Source organism: Frankia tisae (assembly GCF_025403405.1).
GTDB lineage: Bacteria > Actinomycetota > Actinomycetes > Frankiales > Frankiaceae > Frankia > Frankia tisai.
Genome location: NZ_JANEZT010000195.1, coordinates 1 through 12,684, shown reverse-complemented (window position 1 = coordinate 12,684; position 12,684 = coordinate 1). Strand labels below are relative to the sequence as shown.

The 12,684-nt window shown below is 72.4% G+C and carries 19 protein-coding genes; 16 read left to right on the top strand and 3 right to left on the bottom strand.

Features of this window, described 5'->3' with window-relative positions; genetic code table 11:
• Positions 1–50 precede the first annotated feature (50 nt).
• From NBZ85_RS18595 to NBZ85_RS18565, 7 genes are all read left to right on the top strand, one after another.
• Positions 51–224: a hypothetical protein gene (locus NBZ85_RS18595; protein WP_261562320.1), complete on the top strand. Its 174-nt coding sequence runs from the start codon at positions 51–53 to the stop codon at positions 222–224.
• On the top strand, positions 221–622 hold the full coding sequence (locus NBZ85_RS18590) for a DUF2742 domain-containing protein (RefSeq protein ID WP_261562319.1): 402 nt from the start codon (positions 221–223) through the stop codon (positions 620–622). The genes NBZ85_RS18595 and NBZ85_RS18590 overlap by 4 nt, the downstream gene beginning before the upstream one ends.
• Positions 619–2,703, top strand: a complete 2,085-nt coding sequence (locus NBZ85_RS18585; protein ID WP_261562318.1) for an amino acid adenylation domain-containing protein — start codon at positions 619–621, stop codon at positions 2,701–2,703. Before NBZ85_RS18590 ends, NBZ85_RS18585 begins: the two co-directional genes overlap by 4 nt.
• Positions 2,704–3,025: 322 nt before the next feature.
• Positions 3,026–3,265: a DUF6011 domain-containing protein gene (locus NBZ85_RS18580; protein ID WP_261562317.1), complete on the top strand. Its 240-nt coding sequence runs from the start codon at positions 3,026–3,028 to the stop codon at positions 3,263–3,265.
• 292 nt (positions 3,266–3,557) lie between these two features.
• Positions 3,558–3,980, top strand: a complete 423-nt coding sequence (locus tag NBZ85_RS18575; RefSeq protein WP_261562316.1) for a hypothetical protein — start codon at positions 3,558–3,560, stop codon at positions 3,978–3,980.
• 112 nt (positions 3,981–4,092) lie between these two features.
• Positions 4,093–4,302: a DUF6011 domain-containing protein gene (locus NBZ85_RS18570; protein WP_261562315.1), complete on the top strand. Its 210-nt coding sequence runs from the start codon at positions 4,093–4,095 to the stop codon at positions 4,300–4,302.
• On the top strand, positions 4,299–4,568 hold the full coding sequence (locus NBZ85_RS18565) for a hypothetical protein (protein ID WP_261562314.1): 270 nt from the start codon (positions 4,299–4,301) through the stop codon (positions 4,566–4,568). The genes NBZ85_RS18570 and NBZ85_RS18565 overlap by 4 nt, the downstream gene beginning before the upstream one ends.
• Before the next feature lie 87 nt (positions 4,569–4,655).
• On the opposite strand, the gene NBZ85_RS18560 is transcribed toward NBZ85_RS18565, so the two are convergent.
• Complete coding sequence (locus NBZ85_RS18560; RefSeq protein ID WP_261562313.1) at positions 4,656–5,003, bottom strand: hypothetical protein; 348 nt, start codon at positions 5,001–5,003, stop codon at positions 4,656–4,658.
• A 151-nt stretch (positions 5,004–5,154) separates the two neighbouring features.
• On the opposite strand from NBZ85_RS18560, the gene NBZ85_RS18555 reads away from it, so the two are divergent.
• From NBZ85_RS18555 to NBZ85_RS18515, 9 genes are all read left to right on the top strand, one after another.
• A complete protein-coding gene (locus NBZ85_RS18555; RefSeq protein WP_261562312.1) occupies positions 5,155–5,664 on the top strand; it encodes a helix-turn-helix domain-containing protein in 510 nt (169 codons plus the stop codon).
• Positions 5,661–6,164, top strand: coding sequence for a helix-turn-helix domain-containing protein (locus tag NBZ85_RS18550; protein WP_261562311.1), 504 nt, complete (start codon positions 5,661–5,663; stop codon positions 6,162–6,164). Before NBZ85_RS18555 ends, NBZ85_RS18550 begins: the two co-directional genes overlap by 4 nt.
• Positions 6,161–6,487: a hypothetical protein gene (locus NBZ85_RS18545; RefSeq protein ID WP_261562310.1), complete on the top strand. Its 327-nt coding sequence runs from the start codon at positions 6,161–6,163 to the stop codon at positions 6,485–6,487. Before NBZ85_RS18550 ends, NBZ85_RS18545 begins: the two co-directional genes overlap by 4 nt.
• A complete protein-coding gene (locus tag NBZ85_RS18540; RefSeq protein ID WP_261562309.1) occupies positions 6,480–7,187 on the top strand; it encodes a hypothetical protein in 708 nt (235 codons plus the stop codon). Before NBZ85_RS18545 ends, NBZ85_RS18540 begins: the two co-directional genes overlap by 8 nt.
• Positions 7,156–7,812, top strand: a complete 657-nt coding sequence (locus tag NBZ85_RS18535) for a hypothetical protein (protein ID WP_261562308.1) — start codon at positions 7,156–7,158, stop codon at positions 7,810–7,812. The genes NBZ85_RS18540 and NBZ85_RS18535 overlap by 32 nt, the downstream gene beginning before the upstream one ends.
• 1 nt (position 7,813) lies before the next feature.
• Positions 7,814–8,410, top strand: a complete 597-nt coding sequence (locus NBZ85_RS18530; RefSeq protein WP_261562307.1) for a hypothetical protein — start codon at positions 7,814–7,816, stop codon at positions 8,408–8,410.
• On the top strand, positions 8,407–8,784 hold the full coding sequence (locus tag NBZ85_RS18525; protein ID WP_261562306.1) for a hypothetical protein: 378 nt from the start codon (positions 8,407–8,409) through the stop codon (positions 8,782–8,784). The genes NBZ85_RS18530 and NBZ85_RS18525 overlap by 4 nt, the downstream gene beginning before the upstream one ends.
• Positions 8,781–8,999, top strand: coding sequence for a helix-turn-helix domain-containing protein (locus tag NBZ85_RS18520; RefSeq protein WP_261562305.1), 219 nt, complete (start codon positions 8,781–8,783; stop codon positions 8,997–8,999). Before NBZ85_RS18525 ends, NBZ85_RS18520 begins: the two co-directional genes overlap by 4 nt.
• Before the next feature lie 115 nt (positions 9,000–9,114).
• Positions 9,115–10,122, top strand: coding sequence for a tyrosine-type recombinase/integrase (locus tag NBZ85_RS18515; RefSeq protein WP_261562304.1), 1,008 nt, complete (start codon positions 9,115–9,117; stop codon positions 10,120–10,122).
• Positions 10,123–10,543: 421 nt separating this feature from the next.
• Here NBZ85_RS18515 and NBZ85_RS18510 read toward each other — a convergent pair whose 3' ends face one another.
• Both NBZ85_RS18510 and NBZ85_RS18505 read right to left on the bottom strand, forming a co-directional pair.
• A complete protein-coding gene (locus NBZ85_RS18510; RefSeq protein WP_261562303.1) occupies positions 10,544–11,086 on the bottom strand; it encodes a GNAT family N-acetyltransferase in 543 nt (180 codons plus the stop codon).
• Entirely contained in the window at positions 11,083–12,420 is a 1,338-nt protein-coding gene (locus NBZ85_RS18505; RefSeq protein WP_261562302.1) for an NsdA family TPR-like regulatory protein, read from the bottom strand. Before NBZ85_RS18505 ends, NBZ85_RS18510 begins: the two co-directional genes overlap by 4 nt.
• Positions 12,421–12,684: the final 264 nt, after the last annotated feature.

The following is a 12,684-nucleotide window of genomic DNA, read 5'->3' as shown; positions in this document are numbered from 1 at the left end:
CCCCACGCCGGCCCCGCCCTACCCACTGACCTCTTCGAAAGGTCCTCTCCATGATAGTCGCAACGCCTCCCGGGGATGCCCCGTCCCGGGAGCCACATCCAGCGGTGACCGAGGTCCGCGCCCAGCTGCACCGTCTCGCCGACGGCCGGCCACGGACCCTCGCCGACGAACGCGAGCACGAGCGTCGGCGCCGCGCCGGCGAGGTCTCCCGGGGGTGGGCATGACCCCAGCGGAGTACGCCCGTCTCGCCGGCGACGACGAAGTCGGCCGCTGGGCCCGCGCCGCGATCGCCGCGGCCCGGCGGACCGGCCCGATCCCCCAGTACGGCTCGGCCGGCTGGCTGGCGCTGCCCGACGACGACCCGCGGCGCACCGCCGCCGTCCTGATCGCCGCCGAGGCATGGCGTCTCGACTCGGCGCCGGCGTGGATCCGGGCTCGGCTCACCGCCGAGTTCGATGGCGCCCACCAGGCGGCCATCGCCGAGTTCGAGGACATGTGGCGACGCACGCTCGACCACAACATCGGCCGGGTCGACCGGGCCCGCGCCGCCGGCGGCGACATCGGCCTGCCCATCGACGAGCGGGTCCGGCTCGCCCGGCAGCCCCGAGAGGACGCGGCGTGATCGCTCCCCTGGAGCAGGTGCCGCCGGTCGACCCGGGTGCGGTGGACCAGTGGCCTCTCGACGATCCGGAGTTGGTCCTGTCCCGGCTCTCCGCCCTTCCCGAGCTTGATCGGCGGCGGGCGGTTCATACGGTGATCCGCCGTCTTGCCACGGCAGCATCGACCACCGAGGTCCGCATGGCCATCCGGGACGGCCTGGCCGGCAGGAAGTTGTTCGGCAAGCGGGACTTCGTCGAGGTCTTCCGCGAGGCAGCGCGCATCGTCGGCGCTGACGGCGTGCAGCAGACGGCCAGTGTCCCGTACACGGTCGGCGGGGACGGCTACCTGTACCTGCGTCGCGACGGCGACGAGCCGCGTCGGATCGCGTCGTTCGCGCCCGAGGTCGTCGCCGACGTCGAACGCGATGACGGCGCCGAGCGGGTCCGGACGCTGCGGGTACGGGTGACCTTGCCCTCGGGGCGCTGCGGTGAGGTCGACGTGCCGCCAGCGAAGCTCGCCGACCCGGTCGACTGGGCGGTGCGCGCCGCCGGCGTCCGCGCGGTCGTGCTTGCCGTGCCCGGTGCGCGGGAGCACGTGCGGGCCGCCGCGCAACTGCTCGCCGCAGAGCACCTCCCGACGCAAACGATCTACGTGCACACCGGGTGGCGGCAGATCGCGGGCCGCTGGCGCTACCTGTCCGCCGCGGGCGCTCTCGGCGCCGACGGGCTCACCGACAGCGTCCTGGTGGATCTGCCGGGGAAGCTCGCCGGCTACCACCTGCCGGACCCGTGCGAGTCGTCGGCGGCGGACTTGCGGGAGGCCGTGCAGGCAAGCCTCGCCGTCTTGGACGTGGCCCCGGACGCGGCGACGGTCCCGGTCTTGGCTGCGGCGTTCCGGGCGCCGCTGCCGCTGCCGTCGGACGGGTCGGTGTACCTGGTCGGTCGGACCGGGGCGGGGAAGTCGCAGCTCGTCGCTCTCGCCCAGCAGCATTTTGGGCCATCCCTCGACGGGCAGCACCTGCCCGGCTCCTGGTCGTCGACGGGTAACGCCCTGGCCGAACAGGCGTTCCTGCTCGCCGACGCGCTGTTCACCGTCGACGACTACGTGCCGGCCGGGTCGACCAGCGACCTCGCCCGGCTTCGCCGTACCGCCGAGCAGCTCCTGCGTGGCGCGGCGAACGGTGCCGGCCGGGACCGGCTCGACGCCACCGCCACCCTGCGCACCGCCCGTCCCCCGCGGGCGCAGATCCTCGCGACCGGGGAGGATCTGCCGCCGGGGCAGTCGCTGCGCGGCCGGATGTTCATCACCGAACTGGCACCCGATGCCCTGGAGTGGGACCGCCTCGGCGGGCATCAGCAGCGCGCCGCCGCCGGCACCTTCGCGGTGGCGATGGCCGGCTATGTGCGCTGGCTCGCCGGCCGCCTCGACGACGGCGACCTGTCGGCCGCGACCCTCACCGAGACGCGGGCCACGTTGCGGGCCCAGGCGGCCGGCAGCGGGCAGCACCGCCGCACCCCCGACATGATCGCCAGCCTGGTTCTCGGGTGGCAGTGCTGGCTCGACTACGCCGCCGCAGTCAGCGCGGTCGACGCCGCCGGCCGCGACGCCTACGCCCGGCGGGTCTGGGCCGCGCTGGTCGCCGGCGCCGACGAGCAGGCCGACGCGCAAGGCCAGATGGACCCGGTCGCCATCTACCTGGAGGTCCTCTCCTCGGCAATCTCCAGCGGCGCGGCGCACCTGTCGGCGCTGTCCGGAGGCGTGCCGCTCCAGGCGGCCGCGTGGGGGTGGGAACAGGTCATGGTCGGCGCCGACCTGAGCGACCGTCCCCGGGGAGCCCGCATCGGCTGGCTCGACGGCGAACACGTTTTCCTGGATCCCGGCGCCGCGTACACCGTCGCGGTCCGCCAAGCCGCACTCGCGAGCCTGCCGTCCCTGCCCGGCGAACCCACGCTGCGCAAGCGGCTCGACGAGGCCCGGCTACTCGCGAGCACCGAGGAACGCGGCGGGAAACGCCGGCTCACGGTCCGCCGGACTGTTGACGGAGCGCGACGAGTCGCCGTGTTGCATCTCCACACTTCCGTATGGGGGGTGGGTGCTGAGTGAAATCGGTGTCCCAGGTGGCCCACCCGGCCCGAAACAGCAAGAAAACCGCAGGTCGAAGCGGGTTTGAGGGGCGGGCCACCCACTTCCGCGTGGTGGCCCACACCCCGGGACGGTGTCCCATCCGGTGGCCCAGCCGGGACCTCGCTGGGCCACCGGTGGCCCAGAACGCGGCGAGTGGGCCACCCGGCGGGCCACCGCAAAACCAATGGTGGCCCCGAAAAACCCACTGTGCTGCAGGCAGATCGACGCGCATGGGCCACCAGGGACACCCCTCGCACCGCACCTACACCCCCCTCTACGACGGAACTTGAGGACACACCCCATGTCGATAACTGACAGTCATCACCGCGCGGTGCTGCGCCCGGCCGATGACCCTTCGGCCTGCCGCCGCTGCGGACGTCCCCTGCACGCCCCGACGTCGCGGGCGCTCGGCTTGGGCCCGGGCTGCGCCGGCACGCTGCACCCGGCGACCCTCGACGTTCTCGCCGCCACCGCGGCCGCGGCCACCGCACAGATGCGCCTGGACTGGGACGACGATGACCCCACCCGGGCCGCAGCATGAGCGCCCCGCGGCCCGCCCAGCCGTGGACCGGCCATGCCCGCACTGACGGCGACCCCGAGCCTTCCACCCGCGTCGCCGCCCCGTGGCACGGCCTGCGCTCCCCGGCCGCCTGGACCTGCCCCACCTGCGGGGCGACAGCCGAAGCCGATGAGCACGGGGCGCTCGTCGCTCGGCACACCTCCACCTGCCCGCCTCGTCGGCCTGGCCCGTGACCTGCACGCGCCCGGCCCGGGGGCCACCCGGGATCCGGTAGCAGCAGAAGCACATTCGACCTGAGAGGACAGACCGCCCCATGAGCAACATCGACTACATCGACGAAATCGACCTCATCCCGAACAGCCCGATCCGCGCTGAGGTATTCCCCGCCAGCACGGACGGCCCCGCCATCATCAACCTGGTCGTTCACGACGCCCCCAGCTGGCTCGGCTCCGCCGCCGACAGCCGGACGTTGATCTACGGAATCGGCCTCGATGAGGCCCGGACGCTGCTGGTCCGCCTTGCCGGCCTGATCGACGCCGTCGAACGCGCCGCAGCAGACGCCTCGAAGAGCAGCCAGGACGTCCGCGACCACCCCGACTACGCCGGGCTGACGGAGATCACCACACAGCACTCTGACGGCGTACTCCCGGAGGACATGACGCCCAGGGATTGGGCTGACCTCGCCTGCGGTCTGGAGGCTCTGCTGCTCAGCCAGCGCCCGCACAGCAGCGTCTGACCGCCCCGCCGGCCCCGGCACACCCTCCGGGGCCGGCTCACCTCCCCGACCGCCTCCACCAGCGCCACCCCGGCGCGCGGTGTCGCCCCGCCGCAGCACAGGAAGGCCCCCGATGACCACACCCACCCTGGCCGCCGAGCCGGTCAACTGCTGCCGCCGCTGCTCCCGGGTCCTTCTGGACCCCCGTAGCCGGGCTCTCGGTCTGGGCCCGTCCTGCGCCGCGAGCTTGCGCCCCGGCACGCTGGAGGTGCTCGCAAACGCCGCGGCCCGCGCCACAGCACAGCTCTCCCTCGACTTCGACAGCGTGGAGACAGCGGCATGACCGACATCCCACCGGTGTCCCCAACCGACCCGACCGACATTCCCGTCACTATCAGCCTGCCCGCCTACAAGGCTGCGGCGATCTACGACGCCGTCACCTTCATGGCCAAGCGCACGGGCGCGGACGACTGGAAGGACCTCGCCACCGAGGTACTCGCAGACATCACCGCCGCGACCATGACCGACGGACGGTACGAGCCCTCACACGAGATCCGCGACTTCATCGGCAAGGTCAAATCCGGGGAGATCCCGCTCGCCGACCTCTGACCCTCACCGCCGGGCGCCGAGGCCGTCATCTCGGCTCCCGGCCCACACCCGATGCGAAGACGTCTCCCGACAGCCCGGATTCACGATCTACCGCCAGGCCGCCAGCCTCATGGCGAGCACCGATCCGAGCCGCAGGGTACGCCGTCGGCGTTGCGGCAACGCCTCGGCGACCGCCCCGGGCGGTAGACGCAGGTCGTACCCCGCGTACTGCTCATCCCCGGGATACAAGATCGTCGGAATGAAGCAGGCAACGAACTCGTCGGTCGCCTCCGCGGTGTACACCCGGATCCCGAGATCACTGAGCCGCCGCGGAATCACCTCACCCGGCTCGCGCGCCACGTCGTACCGCCGCACTCGCGGGCCTGGTGCCTCCTCCTCGGCGGCCCAGTCCTCCCCGTCGCCATCCCACACATCCCCCGTGACCTCCCCCGTCATCCGGCCACCGTGCCACACCCCAACCCGGGAGACGGTGGCGGGCGCGTCCGGTCGCTCGCGCACGCGCGCGAGGCCGACAGTGCCACGACCTGTCACCGGCAGACGATGGGGCTAACGTTGAAACACCTGTTCGAAGGAGCATGTCCAGACGATGAGTACAGAGAGTAGTGGCCGACCGGGTCGCGCCCACCTGCGGCCGGTCGCGGCCGATGACCAGGACAAGGTGCGCCTGCTCCACGCCGAGGGCCTGTCCCGAAACAAGATTGCCGAGAGGTTGGGGAGGTCACCTTCGACCGTGTCGAAGCTCGCCCAGCAGCTTGGACTGTCGTTCGACCGGGCGGCCACTCGCGCGGCGACCCGTGCGGCGGTGGTGGACGCGGCGGCACGGCGGGCGGAGGTCCTTGGCGTGGCCTACCTGCGGCTCGGCGAGACGCTGTCCCGGATGGGCTCCCGCCGGCCGCTGGCACACGGCGAGAACAAGGACGGCGAAGTCGTGGAGAGCCCGGTGTCGGTGCTTCCCGCGCGGGATGTCCAGTCGCTCGCGACTGCGGCGGATCGGCTGTGCTCGGTGATTGCCCGCCTCGAAGGCGTCGAGGACGGTGCGGCTCAGCTCTCGGCGGTCGACGAGTGGCTTCGCGCGATGAGCGGACGGTCGGCGTGACGGCCCTGCGGGTGCTGGGTCCCGAGGACGAGGACGCCGTGCGCGAGCTGCACCGGCAGGGCCTCTCCCGGAATGCGATTGCCCGGGAGATCGGCCGATCTCCCGCCACCGTCAGCAAGATCGCGAAAGGCTTGGGTTTGAAGTTCGACCGGGCCGCGACGAAAGCGGCGACCGCGGCGAAGGTCGTTGACGCCGCCGCGCGCCGCACCGAGCTGGTCGGCGACATGCTCGTCGAGGCGTCGAGGCTGGTCCGCCGGCTGTCCGAGCCCTACGGCAGCGTGTTCGCGTCGAAGGACGGTGAGTCGGTGGTGACCCCGCTCGCCCAGATCACCCCCGCCGGTGCCCGCGATCTGGCCTCGGCTGTCGCGAGCTTGTCGGCGTCGATCGTCCGCCTGTCCACGATTCCGGTCAGCGACAGCACGACCGAGGCGCGCTCGATGCTCGGCGATCTTGCACACGCTCTCGGCGTCGCCGCGGAGAACCTCCCGGAGGCTTCATGACCGGCCGGGGCGAGATAGCGCAGGAGGTGATCGCCACGACGCTGCGGGCGGCAGAGCTGGTCGGGACTGCCCGGCACCTACCCCCGGCAGACCTCGAACGCTCTTTCTTCGCGATCTTCCGTGAGATTTCCGCGACGGCCGGCCCGGACTCTGACGAGACCGGCCGGGCGGCGGCTTCGCTGACGATGGCTCTCGCCCGCTTCGCCGCCACGATCCTCGACGAGTGGGCCGAGGATGATCCGGACGCGGCGGAAACCTGGCTCGAGGATGTGGTGGCCGGGATCCTGCTGGAGGCCGAGCGGCGCCGGGGTGCGGATGGCTGACGCCGGCGGGCTGGACGTGGCCGCGCTCGGTGTCATCGACCTCGCCGCTGTCGCCCACCGGGTCGCCCGGTACGAGCGGGCTATGGAGGCGGTTCGGCTCCGGCTGTCGGGTGCCGTGGATCCCCGGGCGCTCGACGCGCTCACACGCCATCTGGCCCGGCTACCCGCCCGCCCCGCCGTGGCGTTCACCGTCGCCGTAGCCGAGGCCGATCTCGCCGGACTGCGGCGGGTGCGGGCGTTGCTCGGCGATGAGCCGCCGGCCGGCTGGTCGGTGGCAGCGATCATCGTTGATGCGCTCGCTCGCCGCGAACAGATGTTCGGTGGTGCGGTGGTCGTGCCGGTACCCCTGGCCGGGTCGGTGCGGTCGCTGCTGGTCGAGGCGTTGGACGCTCGGGCCCGTCGTGATGGGGGTTCCGCGGGATCGGACGGCTTGCACGCCCTACTCGGCCAGCTCGGGCGGGCTGCGGCCCTCTCTGTGGGAGAGGGGATGTCCGACATCGGACCTGCGGATTCGGCGCCGAAGAGGGTTGAGCTCAGCGTCACCGAGTACGCGATCCGGTCCGGGTTCACGACACGTCATGTCCGCCGGATGGCCCGCTCGGGTGCGCTGCCCGCCCGGCAGACCGCCGGCGGCGCATGGCTGATCACCGTGGAGCCGGACACCGACCATGACCACCGCAACCCCCACGCCTGTCGATGACCTGAGCAGCCTGTCGGCGGCCGACCTCGCCGACTACCAGCGCGTCGCCGAAGCCGCTCACGCCCGCGCGCAGCAGCAGCTCGAGCAGGCCGCCGCCGACGACGCCGACCCCGACGACGTCGAGGCCCTCGGCCTGTTCGCCCGGGCTCGCGCCCGGCTACGGGGCGCCGAGGCTGAGGCCGCCCGCCGGGAAACGGTCCGCCGGGACCGGCGGGACGAGCTCATCGCGTCGATCGTGAACCGGCCCAGCGACGCCGCGCAGATCGTCGACCACCTCGAAGCCATCGGCCAGGCCGTCGCAGGCCTGCGCCGGATCGCCGAGGACCGCAGGACGTTCATCGCCCACACCGCCGCGGGGCTGCGGGGCTGCGGCGTGGCGGCCGGACCGCGATCCACCACCGGCGCGTGGCACGCCGAGCCCTTTTCGGGATGGGCGGTCGGTGTGGGCCGACGCCGCGTCGACCAGATCGACCCCGCGCTGTACGTCGCTCTCGGACTGCGCCGGGTGTTCGGCGGTGCGCCGTCGGGCTGGACGCTGCCGCAGCCCTCGGCCGCAGCCGTCGACGCCGTCGGCACGGCCGGCCTGACCGAGGTGCTCCGCCGTGAGCTCGGAGAGGACGCCTGATATGGCCACATCGACCGACGCCGAGACGCTGCTCTCCGACCTCGACCAGGCCCCGGACGGCGAGGCCGCGGCCCGCGCCGAAGGACTCCTCGCCCGTCTCATTGCCGCCCGGGCGGAACGGACCCGGGCCCGTCTCGACGCCGAAGCGAACGCCGAACGCCTCGCCGAACTGAAGGCTCTCCGCGCCGAGATCATCGCTCACGCCGGCGACGCCGACGAGATCATCAGCCGGTTGGATACCGCGGTCGATTCCGTCGCCGAGCTGGTCCGCGTGGTCGCCGCCCGTCGTGAGCTGCACATCCGCTGGCGTGCCGACCTGGCCCGGCTCGACGTACCCGAGGGGATCGGCGGTGCGGTTCGTGACGCCGGGCTGGGCCGCAGCAGCGGATTCAACGGGGCGGTCGCCGTGGACCGCCGTCAGGTGCACTTCCTGACCCCGGGCGACCTGCTCGGCGCGCTGCTGCACCAGCTCGCGCGCAAGGTGCCACCCGGGATGGACCTCACCCCCGCCACACTCGACTACAACCGGCAGTTCGCCGAGAACCCGGCCGGCTACATCCGCGCCGTCCTGGCGTCCGACCTCGGCGAGACCTCATGACCGGGGACGACCAGACGCCACGGGGTGGCCTGTTCGGGTTCCTTGACGCGCTCGACGCGGCCGCGGAGCGGCGCGCGGCGACACCGCCCACCCCGGCCCCGTTCGGCGACGACCAGCACCCCGGCTTCCGGGGTGAGAACCGGGTTCCGCAGCGCAGCCCCGAGTGGCTGGACTCCGCCCGCCCGGAGGAGATCCACCCCGCGTACGAACGCGGGGAGCTGGCCGAGGTCCTCGGCCAGCCGGTGCCGTTCCGGGCCCCCACCGACGGCCGGCAGTGGACCGGGGACGACCTGGCCGCCGCGACCCCGGACGAAGTCGACCAGGCGCGGCGCCACGGCGAACTCCGTGACCTCCTCGCCGGCGAGGAGCAGTGACGACACCTGCGGCGCCGAGCCCGGCCCAACCCACCCCGACGGACCTGGTCGCCCGCACCGAGGTCCCCGCCCGGTGGCCGGCGATCTCGGAACGGCTCGCCCGTCGACTGACGACGGAGGGGCGGATCCCATCGTGGCGGGTTGGCTCGCGGGTGTACGTCAGCGCGGGTGATGTTGAGCGGTGGCTCGCGTCGTGCCGGCAGCCGGCCGCGTAGCCGGTCGGTTCCGGTCGGTGACGGTCGGCTAAGGTCGGTCCCGGTCGGGTTCCTGAGTCACGATTTTCCTTATAATCGTGACTCAGGAACCTAGATCGAAAAGGGCGGTCCAGACGTGTCTCTCGTTGTCCCCGAGCAAGGTCCCGTCGTCGTCCCGGCCGCCGTCGGCGCAGGACTGTCCGACGAGACCCGGGCCATGCTCGCCGAGGCCATCCCAGAGAACACCCGCCGCAGCTACCAGACGCAGACCGCCGCGTTCCGCGCCTGGTGCGAGGCAGACGACAGGCCATTCCTCCCGAGCGACGCCGACACGGTCACCGAATACGTCCGACACCTGCTCGCCGAAGGCCGGGCGCCGGGCAGCATCGACGTCGCCATCTCGGTGATCCGCACCATGCACCGCTACGCCCGGGTCGAGGTGCCTGACACCCGGGACGCCCGCCTGCTCATCCGCGGCTACCGGCGCCGCCGCGCCGACGAGGGCGGCCGCGACCGGCAGGCGCCACCCGCCGTCGCCGCGGACATTCGCCGGATGCTCGACACCCTCGGCGACCCGGCGGCCGTCCCGGACCGGGCCCGCGCGCAGGTGCTCCGCGACCGGGTCATCCTCCTCGTCGGCTTCGGCATGTTCGCCCGCCGCTCGGAACTGGCCCGCCTCGACCTGGCCGATGTCACCGAAACCGAAAACGGGCTCGTCGTCTACATCGCCCGCACAAAGACCGACCAGGCGGCACGCGGCCAGGAACGGGTGTTGCCGTACGGCGCCCGGCCGGATGCCTGCCCGGTCCGTGCGGTCCGGGCATGGCGCACGTTCCTCGCCGAGCAGGGCATCGTCGAGGGCCCGTTGCTGTGCCGGATCGACCGACACGGTCGGTTGGGTGGCCGGCTGTCCGGCCAGGGCGTCGACCTGGTGCTGAAGCGGCTGGGCGCCGCCGCCGGAGTGGGTCACCTGTCAGGTCATTCGCTGCGTGCCGGGGCGGCGACGTCGGCGGCCGAGGCCGGGGCGACGACGGGGCAGATCGAGGACGGCGGCGGCTGGGCGAAGGGCTCGACCGCGGTTGGCCGCTACGTGCGCCAGCGGGACCGTTGGAAGAACCACCCGCTTGCCGACGTGACCATCTGACTCCGGATACGACAGCGCCCCGCCGGGCTGGTCCTGGCGGGGCGTTGTCGTGTGGGGGTGCGCGACCCGACCGGATGCCGTCACGCTCCCCGGGCTCGGGAAGCGTCGGCTACTCCGGCCGCTTCGGGGCGTGCACGGTCCGGCAGTTCGGGCAGTCCTTGGACGACGGCGGACGACGGAACGTCAGCTTCACCCCGGGCCCGGTCTGCGGGCGGCGATGCTTCCGGCAGCGCAGGACGATCGCCGCCGGGTTCCGCGGCTTCGCCGCCGGATCATCCATGTTGCTGAGGATGGCCCGCTCTGCCTGTCCGCGCCGTAGTCCCCACGTGATCCGCTATGCGACCGGGATCGGCGTGACCGACAGCTTCGCCAGCGGTTTTCGACCAGGTGCTGCACCAGGGTAAGGGGGTGGTGTAGAAGGTCAGGCTTCGATGGTTGGCGCTCGTGAGACCCACTCGGAGCGGGTGATCGCGTAGACGCCTTTTTCGGCGCCGTGTAGTTGCTCCGTGCGCGCGAGATGCATGCCGAGCCGTTCGGCGAGCCGGATGGATGCGGTGTTCGTGGCCCGGATGACCGAGACGACCTCGGGCAGAGCAGGACGTGTCTCGAAGGCCCATGCGATCGCCGCCGCTGCGGCCTCGGTACCGAAACCACGCCCCCACCACTGCCGGCCGATGAACCAGACCGCCTCGATACCCGGCCAACCCGGCTCGGACCACAGCCCGGCGCGGCCGACCAGGGTGCCGGTCACGCGCTCGACGACGGACCATGGGCCGACACCTTCGAGTTCCCAGCAGCCGATGTTGCCGGCGAGGTTGTGCCAGGTGCCGTGCCGGTCGGTGGGGCCGCCGATGTGGCGGGTGAACTCCTCGTCGCTCCACATCGCGGCGAAGCCGTCCAGGTCGTCGCGGACGATCGGCCGCAAGGTCAACCGCTTGGTGGTCAGGGTCGGGATGGCGGTCACGGGGTCACCGTCCCTGCGGGCAGGGCCCGGTAGGCCTCGGCGAACGCGGCCACCTCCGGTAGGCGCTGCTGGTCAGAGGTGAACGCCCGCCCGATACTGCGGATCTTGCCGGTGACGGTGTGGGCCGGTGTCGTCGTCTCGTCGAGCACCCGGCAGGCAAGCCGAGCCGCTTCCTCCGGTTCCGGGCGGGCACCGAGGAGGTGCGCGAGGGCAAGAGTCAGCGCGGCATGGTGGGCTTCCTCGGCGGAGAAGTCACCGCCCCGTCGCTGGTAACCGTCGACTGCGAGCGCCGCCCATTCTCGGGCCGCCGGGGCGTCCCCGAGAGCCAGGGCGGTTCCGGCCCGGAACATCGCCACACCGGCAGGGCCGACCGGGGTTGATCCCGGCCGCGGGCTGAAGGTGCCGGCCGCCGTCTCCATCCGGTCGAGCGCGGCGCGGGCGGCGTCGGAGTCACCGAGGGCCGCGTGCGTGCGTGCCTCATAGGCGGCAATCCGAGCGTTCATGTACGGGTCGGAGACATGGGCAACGGCCCGCAGCTCGGCCAGGGCCGGCCCGTACCGCTGCCGCCAGTAGGCGACGCTCGATCGCAGCGCGGCCACGGACAGGATGAGCACAGGATCGCCAACCTCTTCTGCGTAACGACCAGCGAGACCAGCGAAGCGGCGGGCAGAGCGCATGTCGTCGGCGTTGAAGGCCAGCCGGCCGAGAAAGTAGGTGAACTGTCCGCCCAGCAGCGTGATGCGCTCCCGCGATTCGGGAGCGACCGGGCCACCGAGGATGTCGGTGATCTGCCTCCAGCGGGCGCCGACCTCGGGCAGCAGTGAGGCGTGAGGGGCGGAGCCATACGCCCGAGCGATCTCGTCGGCGTCGGCTTCGAGCTCGTCGAGGGTCGCCGCCGTGACCGCCTCGTCCATGCGCGTCTGGGTAGATGCTGCCAGCGCGGACAGGGTGGCCAGCTCGACGAATTCGCGTCGGTCCGTGGCCATCCCCTCTCCTGGTCCCCCCGCCACTCTGGGGTTGCCGGGTGGGAAATGTCCATCGCCCTCGCGTTTGATCTGCAGCGCGGTGTGCTCCATGACCGCGTTCTGCCACAGACCGATCAGCCGGCCGCCGGCATGCAACTCCCGGTCCAGGCCCTCGACCACCTGCTGGGATGGCAGCAGCCACGGGCTACCGTGCTGCTCGCCGCGGAAGGCCGCCGACACGACATTCCTATGAACGCGGATCTTCTCGCCGAGCTTGGTGAAGTTCGCATCCTTCAGCCCACGCGACTCGCGCAGCTGCGCGAGTTCGGAGACGAACGCCGCTTTCGCTGGCCGCGGCCGGTCCTGCACGACGGCCCCCTCCCGCTTTCGCGAGAGCCTCGCGGGCGAGAGAGATCTCTCTCGCGTCCGCGAGCCTCTCGCGGTCTGTCGCCGGTCTGCTGCGCAGTGTGTCATAAGACGTACCGGCGGATGTGCCGGTCGGCGTCCGATCCGCGCGGGGAACTCCTGATCGGTTCCCCGCCGGCCCCGCTGCCCGCCGCCGTGGGCGGCCGCCCCTCCGGCCTCGTGGAAGGCCGCGCGGCCGCATGCAGTGGGAGGGGGCGAAACCTCGTC

Coding starts and splice junctions, on each gene's coding strand:
- NBZ85_RS18595 (WP_261562320.1), top strand. CDS start 51: ATGATAGTCGCAACGCCTCCCGGGGATGCCCCGTCCCGGGAGCCACAT.
- NBZ85_RS18590 (WP_261562319.1), top strand. CDS start 221: ATGACCCCAGCGGAGTACGCCCGTCTCGCCGGCGACGACGAAGTCGGC.
- NBZ85_RS18580 (WP_261562317.1), top strand. CDS start 3,026: ATGTCGATAACTGACAGTCATCACCGCGCGGTGCTGCGCCCGGCCGAT.
- NBZ85_RS18575 (WP_261562316.1), top strand. CDS start 3,558: ATGAGCAACATCGACTACATCGACGAAATCGACCTCATCCCGAACAGC.
- NBZ85_RS18570 (WP_261562315.1), top strand. CDS start 4,093: ATGACCACACCCACCCTGGCCGCCGAGCCGGTCAACTGCTGCCGCCGC.
- NBZ85_RS18565 (WP_261562314.1), top strand. CDS start 4,299: ATGACCGACATCCCACCGGTGTCCCCAACCGACCCGACCGACATTCCC.
- NBZ85_RS18560 (WP_261562313.1), bottom strand. CDS start 5,003: ATGACGGGGGAGGTCACGGGGGATGTGTGGGATGGCGACGGGGAGGAC.
- NBZ85_RS18555 (WP_261562312.1), top strand. CDS start 5,155: ATGAGTACAGAGAGTAGTGGCCGACCGGGTCGCGCCCACCTGCGGCCG.
- NBZ85_RS18545 (WP_261562310.1), top strand. CDS start 6,161: ATGACCGGCCGGGGCGAGATAGCGCAGGAGGTGATCGCCACGACGCTG.
- NBZ85_RS18540 (WP_261562309.1), top strand. CDS start 6,480: ATGGCTGACGCCGGCGGGCTGGACGTGGCCGCGCTCGGTGTCATCGAC.
- NBZ85_RS18535 (WP_261562308.1), top strand. CDS start 7,156: ATGACCACCGCAACCCCCACGCCTGTCGATGACCTGAGCAGCCTGTCG.
- NBZ85_RS18530 (WP_261562307.1), top strand. CDS start 7,814: ATGGCCACATCGACCGACGCCGAGACGCTGCTCTCCGACCTCGACCAG.
- NBZ85_RS18525 (WP_261562306.1), top strand. CDS start 8,407: ATGACCGGGGACGACCAGACGCCACGGGGTGGCCTGTTCGGGTTCCTT.